The following is a 6,112-nucleotide window of genomic DNA, read 5'->3' on the forward strand; positions in this document are numbered from 1 at the left end:
GCATTGGGTCGGCAAGCATATCCGCAGTCGCGCAAAAAACAAAACCGGCCCAGTGGCCGGTTTGACAGTCTCTGACCCGCTCAGGCGGACACGATAGCGATAGTGCTGATGACAAACACCATGGCCAGAGCACCGGCCGCCGTCAGCAAAGCCCACTTCATTTCTATACTCATAATCCCTCCTTAGTTGCTCAATCAGAGCCCGATCACAACATACTTGGCCGATGTTAATGCATAGTTAAGGAGATTAACGTGAGCCAAGTAACCCTTTCAGATGAGCCCTAACGCAAGGAATAGCGGCATGTTCTATCTGTGTAGCATAGGATCCAATCTCGAGCCTGATCACCATGTCGGCCAAGCGCTCGGTGAACTGCTGGCACGCTTTCGGCGCCTGCAGCTGAGTTCGGTGATCCAGACCAAACCCGTGGGCATGCATTCATGCCATGACTTCCTCAATTGCCTGTTCGTGATCGAGAGCGACGCCACTCCCCAGAGCCTGAAGACGGAGTTTGTTGCCATGGAGCAGGCCCATGGCAGGGATCGCAACGATCCCTTGTGCAAAGTGCATGACAGGCCCCTGGACATCGACATACTGGCGGTGCGTGAAGATGACGACTTCCACACTGCAGAAGTCGATGCCTATCTCCAGGATCTGCTGGCGGAACTCTACGGCGAGCAGGCTGTGAATGTGCAAAAAGTAGCGCTCACCCCCTGGGGTCTGCGCCTGGGTCAGAGCCCCGTCTACCTCAGTCAGGAGTCAGAGACGGGCCAGGGAGCGGCCACCATCCACCTTGATGCTCGCCCCCGTCATATAGGTGTTGCTCAGCAGTAGTTGCACCGCCTGCCAGATAGGCTCCAGCCCGCCTTCCCGTGCCAGAGGTGTCTTGGCCAGCACCTGCTCGCGCCAGACCTCATCATGTTCATCGAGAAAAAGTATGGGGCCTGGCTCTATGGTATTGACCCGCACCGCTGGCGCCAGCTCCCGGGCCAGGCTCATGGCCAGAGAGTGAGCCCCCGCCTTGGTCGCCACATAGCTGGCAAACTGTGGGGGTGGCGCATGAATGTAGATATCGGTGATCTGGATGATGCTGGCGTTGTCGTTGCCGGCCAAGCGGGGCGCCAGCGCCTGATTGAGCGCGAAAGGCGCCGCCATGTGCACCTGATAGAAGCGATCGAACTGGGCCAGCCGAGCGGCAACGTCTTCGGCCAACGGCTCGAACGCCGAGGCGTTGTGGATGATGAGTCCCAGATCCGGGCAATCCACCAGCCCGGCAGCCAGAGCAGCCACCTCATTGGGCCGGGTGAAATCGGCCTGGATCAGCTCGACCCCGAGCGAACGTAATCTCTCCAGCTCGGGGCGTGTCGAGCGATATTGTCCCGTCACCTGCCAGCCGGCGGCCACCAGCTGTTCACACAGATAAAAGCCGAGTCGTCGGCCCACGCCAGTCACCAAGGCACGCATAATCTCTCCCCCCATACACAGGCCAGACTTGTGTCGAGCTTGTCAAAAAATTGCCCAACCGATCGCATATTGCATTCATCGCCAATGGTATTGTCTATCAATCCTTGCGACACCACCCATTGGCGTCATCGTGGCGACACACTCATAGTGAAGCCAACCAGAACCGTGGAGCAATCAATATGTTACAAGTACGCGATCACCTGAGCCGCCTGAGCCATTCCCTGAAACCACAACAAGGGTTGGCCGCAGCCCTCGACAGTCTGCACGCCTCGGGACTGAGCGGCCTGCCGGTGCTGGATGACAAGCAGCAACTGGTTGGTTTCTTGTCCGAGCAGGACTGTATCCCCAGCCTGTTGACGGGCACTTACCATTGCGATACCCGCACTCAAGTACAGGACATGATGAGCAAGACGCCACTGTCTATAGGACCGGATGAGAGCATCCTGGATCTCGCCCGCCAGATGACGGGAGCCAAGCCACGCATTTATCCTGTGGTTGAACAGGGCAAGGTGATCGGCATCATCAGTCGCCGTCAGGTGATGCAGGCCCTCAACCAGCAGCTCAAGGGCTGCCAGCAAACCTAGGCAGGGAGAATCCCTGATGTCAGGATTGACCAGGGACGGTCGATCTTCTGTTGGACAACCGCGGTCAATACACCGCCATAGATGGCTTCTGGAGAAGCAGATTGCGGACCTTGCCTCTGTTATGCCTACTACTGTCGTTCACCCTGCCCGCCAAGACGCTGATCATTGGCGGCATGCTGGAGCCACCGCTCAAATATCTGGATGAACGGCAAACACCGGCTGGCATGGATGTCGAGCTGCTGACCGAGATCTTCACCACCCTCAAGGTGCCCATTCGCATCGAGCTGACCGATTCAGGGGCCCGGCTCACCCGCAACGCCAAGATGGGTGAGTATGATCTCTTGATGAGCCTCTCCTACAAAGCGGAGCGAGACAGCTATCTGCTCTACCCCAAGCAGGCCCACATCCGCCACAGCTGGCACTTCTTCGTGCGCAAACAGGATAAGGCGCGCATCCACTATCAGGCCTTGAGCGATCTCAAACCCTGGCGCATTGGTATCACCAAGGATTATGCCTATACCCCCGAACTCAGCGCGGCCGAGCAGGATCCTGGCTACCGCTTTCAGGAGATCCCTCTCAACCAGCTGCAGTTGCGCAAACTGGTTGCCGGCCGGATCGATCTGGTGCCCATGTCACTGGTCACCGCCTTCGGCCAGATGAGGGAAGAGCATCTGGAAGAGAAGCTCGACTACCTGCCTCAGCCACTCAAGAGCAGCCCCTACTACCATGTCTGGTGCAAAGCACGGGCCGATGGACAGACCCCGGCCCTGATGGCCGCCTATGATGCCGAACTGCTGCACATGAAGCAGGATGGCAGACTCCAGGCACTGTTCGCCAAGTACGGCATTCCCTATCTCGAGCCCTGAGCATTAGCCGCTACATCAGCCCGCCCCTTGGTGCGCCACTCAAGGCTTCACATCTCGCAGGATCGGGTTTTGCAGCGAAATGAGCGTCTCAGTGGACTGGATCTCGTCTATGGTCTGGATCTTGTGGATCAGTACCGTCTGCAACTCATCGATGGAACGGGTCATCACCTTGATGAAAATGCTGTAGTTGCCGGTGGTGTAATAGGCTTCAACCACCTCATCCAGGGCCTGCAATCTGGCCAGGGCCGAGGGATAGTCCTTGGCACTCTTGAGATTGATGCCGATGAAACAGCAGACGTCATAGCCGAGCCGCTTGGCATTGACCTGCACCCGGGTACCCTCGATGATCCCCGCCTGTTTCATCTTCTCTACCCGCACATGTATGGTGCCGGGGCTGACGACAAGCTGCTTGGCCAGCTCGGCGTAGGGAATGCGGGCATTCTCCATCAGGGCGGTGAGGATGGCTTGATCGAGATTATCGATCCGATAATTTTCTGGCACTTTTTTGCTCTCTCATTGTCGATATCTCATTAAACTAGCACTTATTTTGATGATAAAAATGGATAAATGGTATTTTCATTAACGAATATTGAATCAATGGTTGCTTCTGTTGAAGAATCGCTATACATCGAGGCAGTTAGAGACAGGAAACCACAATGAAGCAGCACTACATTCGCAGCCAACAGCAGATCAGCTTTGTCAAAGAGATGTTCTCCCGCCAGCTTGCCCAGCAACTGGGCCTGATGGAGGTGCAGGCCCCCATACTGAGCCGGGTCGGCGATGGCACCCAGGACAACCTCTCCGGCTGTGAGAATGCGGTGCAGGTCAAGGTAAAGACACTACCCGGGCACAGCTATGAGGTGGTGCACTCCCTCGCCAAATGGAAGCGTCAGACCCTGGGGCGCTTCAGCTTCGGGCCGGGTGAAGGCATCTACACCCACATGAAAGCCCTGCGCCCGGACGAAGACAGGCTCAGCCCCATCCACTCCGTCTATGTGGATCAGTGGGACTGGGAGAAGGTGATGCCCAGCGAGCGCCGGGATCTCGCTTACTTGCAGGAAACGGTACGCGGCATCTGGGCCGCCATCAAGGCCACAGAGCGTGCGGTCTGCGCCGAACACGCACTGACCCCCTTCCTGCCGAGCGAAATCCAGTTCCTGCACAGCGAAGAGCTGCTGGCCCGCTATCCGGATCTGGATGCCAAGGGGCGTGAGCGCGCCATCGCCAAGGAGCTGGGAGCCGTCTTCCTGATGGGCATAGGCGGCGCACTTTCCCACGGGGAGCGCCATGATGTACGCGCCCCGGACTATGACGACTGGAGTAGCGAAAACTGTCTCGGTCAGGGACTTGCCGGACTGAACGGCGACATCCTGGTGTGGAACCCGGTACTGGAAGACAGCTTCGAGATCTCCTCCATGGGGATCCGGGTGGACTCAGAGGCGCTGCGCCGCCAGCTCGCCATCACAGGGGATGAAGATCGCCTGCGCTATGCGTGGCACCAGGATCTGCTGGCGGATCGCATGCCACAGACCATAGGCGGCGGGATCGGACAATCACGCCTTGCCATGCTGCTCCTGCAAAAAGAGCACATTGGTCAGGTACAAGTCGGCGTCTGGTCGTCCGAGATGAGAGAGAGCATCCCCGGCATGCTGTAAGAAGATGGCTGCCTCGCATCTGGCTAACATGCAGCAATAACAACCGTATGTCGGTCAGATGCGAGTCGGTGTGTGGCAGTCCGAGATGAAAGAGCGCATGTCGGACATGCTGTAAGGCGCTGGTAAACCACGCCGAACCGGGGTTAACCCCTGCGACCCGCTCAACCCACCTCAGGTCGCATCACTACATTCCTCAGATGATTTTCACTGTCATACAGTAACCCCGGCCCTGATGGCCGGGTTTTTCTTCTCTCTCCACACTGGCTCTTGGCGACACATCGAAAGGCTGTGAATGATGCTTCCGGTGCCGCTGGCAAGATGCCTGCCGCTTGCCTCACTGGCAGCCAGAAAACTGGCGATTTACCGGCACCGCCCCACTTGCCAGAAAAACGCTTACCATCACGCCCTCGCCACCCCGGCGGCAATTCGACCCTCTTTGATTTCAAACAGGGTATCTTTTTTGTCATCCCTGCCTAGAATGACTAGCTTCTCTATCATCGGCTCGAAGAAGGCACCCCTCATGATTGACAGATCCCTCCCCCTGACCGACCTCCATCGTCACCTGGACGGCAACATCCGGGCCCAGACCATCCTCGAGCTCGGCCGTCAGCACAACATCGCTCTGCCCGCCTTTGAGCTGGAGGCGCTGCGCCCCCATGTGCAGATAGTCGAAAACGAACCCAGCCTGGTCGCGTTTCTGAAGAAGCTAGATTGGGGCGTGGCCGTGCTGGCAGATTATGACGCCTGTCGCCGGGTCGCTTACGAAAATGCCGAAGACCTGCTGCACGCAGGTATCGACTACGCCGAACTGCGCTTCAGCCCCGCTTACATGGCCATGGCCCACAAGCTGGATCCGCAAGGGGTGGTCGAGGCGGTGATAGACGGCGTCCAGGCGGGCTGCCGCGACTTTGGCGTCAAAGCCAAGCTCATCGGTATCATGAGTCGAACCTTTGGCACCGAACAGTGCCGCCGCGAATTGGAAGCCTGTCTGGCGCACAGCAACCAGCTGGTCGCCATCGATCTGGCCGGTGACGAGCTGGGCTTCCCAGGCGAGCTGTTCACCGAACATTTTCGCCGGGTACACAATGCCGGCCTGCACGTCACAGTCCATGCCGGCGAGGCGGCGGGGCCCCAGAGCATGTGGCAGGCAATCCGCGATCTTGGTGCGACTCGCATCGGCCACGGGGTCAAAGCGGTGCAGGATCCCCAGTTGATGGACTATCTGGTCGAGCATGGCATCGGCATCGAGTCCTGCCTCACCTCCAATCTGCAAACCAGCACGGTCGAGAGCCTGCAGAGTCACCCTATCCATCAATTCCTGGACCATGGTGTGCTCGCCTGCCTCAATACCGACGATCCGGCGGTGGAAGGCATAGAGTTGCGCCACGAATACGAGGTGGCCGCCCCGGCGGCAGGTCTCACCACCAGTCAGATACGCACCGCCCAGGAAAATGGCCTCAAGCTTGCCTTCCTGAGCAAGCAGGAGAAGGCCGAACTGGCTGCCAGCGCTGTCGCCCGCTGAGCCAGCAAGCCTGCGGCTCGATAT

General features: G+C 58.3%; 8 protein-coding genes. 5 read left to right on the forward strand and 3 right to left on the reverse strand.

All coding sequences use genetic code 11. The features are described 5' to 3' along the window. Positions 1-80: 80 nt before the first annotated feature. Positions 81-173 carry a cytochrome bd-I oxidase subunit CydH gene (gene cydH / locus G113_RS20985; protein ID WP_152435978.1) on the reverse strand — a complete coding sequence of 31 codons (93 nt, stop codon included), beginning with the start codon at positions 171-173 and terminating at the stop codon, positions 81-83. Between the two features lie 127 nt (positions 174-300). Between cydH and G113_RS07250 the strand changes: the two genes are divergently transcribed. Beyond that, the gene (locus G113_RS07250; RefSeq protein ID WP_005897711.1) at positions 301-831 is read left to right on the forward strand and encodes a 2-amino-4-hydroxy-6-hydroxymethyldihydropteridine diphosphokinase; all 531 of its coding nucleotides are present in this window, start codon (positions 301-303) and stop codon (positions 829-831) included. Here the strand turns inward: G113_RS07250 and G113_RS07255 are convergent. Further along, positions 757-1,461: an SDR family oxidoreductase gene (locus G113_RS07255; protein ID WP_005897712.1), complete on the reverse strand. Its 705-nt coding sequence runs from the start codon at positions 1,459-1,461 to the stop codon at positions 757-759. The genes G113_RS07250 and G113_RS07255 overlap by 75 nt on opposite strands. A gap of 179 nt (positions 1,462-1,640) precedes the next feature. On the opposite strand from G113_RS07255, the gene G113_RS07260 reads away from it, so the two are divergent. Both G113_RS07260 and G113_RS07265 read left to right on the forward strand, forming a co-directional pair. Continuing rightward, on the forward strand, positions 1,641-2,045 hold the full coding sequence (locus G113_RS07260; RefSeq protein WP_005897715.1) for a CBS domain-containing protein: 405 nt from the start codon (positions 1,641-1,643) through the stop codon (positions 2,043-2,045). A 101-nt stretch (positions 2,046-2,146) separates the two neighbouring features. After that, positions 2,147-2,911 (forward strand): substrate-binding periplasmic protein, encoded by a 765-nt coding sequence (locus G113_RS07265; RefSeq protein ID WP_005897716.1) that lies wholly within the window; start codon positions 2,147-2,149, stop codon positions 2,909-2,911. Between the two features lie 39 nt (positions 2,912-2,950). Here the strand turns inward: G113_RS07265 and asnC are convergent, their stop codons facing one another. Then, positions 2,951-3,412 carry a transcriptional regulator AsnC gene (gene asnC / locus G113_RS07270; RefSeq protein ID WP_005897718.1) on the reverse strand — a complete coding sequence of 154 codons (462 nt, stop codon included), beginning with the start codon at positions 3,410-3,412 and terminating at the stop codon, positions 2,951-2,953. Between the two features lie 155 nt (positions 3,413-3,567). Between asnC and asnA the strand changes: the two genes are divergently transcribed. Then, positions 3,568-4,566: an aspartate--ammonia ligase gene (gene asnA, locus G113_RS07275; RefSeq protein ID WP_005897720.1), complete on the forward strand. Its 999-nt coding sequence runs from the start codon at positions 3,568-3,570 to the stop codon at positions 4,564-4,566. Between the two features lie 520 nt (positions 4,567-5,086). Beyond that, positions 5,087-6,088 carry an adenosine deaminase gene (gene add / locus G113_RS07280; RefSeq protein WP_005897722.1) on the forward strand — a complete coding sequence of 334 codons (1,002 nt, stop codon included), beginning with the start codon at positions 5,087-5,089 and terminating at the stop codon, positions 6,086-6,088. The last annotated feature ends 24 nt before the right edge of the window (positions 6,089-6,112 follow it).

It is taken from the genome of Aeromonas molluscorum 848, assembly GCF_000388115.1.
Lineage (GTDB): Bacteria > Pseudomonadota > Gammaproteobacteria > Enterobacterales > Aeromonadaceae > Aeromonas > Aeromonas molluscorum.

What these genes read in the sequence shown, in the direction of transcription:
- cydH (WP_152435978.1), bottom strand. Translation starts at nt 173, where the DNA reads ATGAGTATAGAAATGAAGTGGGCTTTGCTGACGGCGGCCGGTGCTCTG.
- G113_RS07250 (WP_005897711.1), top strand. Translation starts at nt 301, where the DNA reads ATGTTCTATCTGTGTAGCATAGGATCCAATCTCGAGCCTGATCACCAT.
- G113_RS07255 (WP_005897712.1), bottom strand. Translation starts at nt 1,461, where the DNA reads ATGCGTGCCTTGGTGACTGGCGTGGGCCGACGACTCGGCTTTTATCTG.
- G113_RS07260 (WP_005897715.1), top strand. Translation starts at nt 1,641, where the DNA reads ATGTTACAAGTACGCGATCACCTGAGCCGCCTGAGCCATTCCCTGAAA.
- asnA (WP_005897720.1), top strand. Translation starts at nt 3,568, where the DNA reads ATGAAGCAGCACTACATTCGCAGCCAACAGCAGATCAGCTTTGTCAAA.
- add (WP_005897722.1), top strand. Translation starts at nt 5,087, where the DNA reads ATGATTGACAGATCCCTCCCCCTGACCGACCTCCATCGTCACCTGGAC.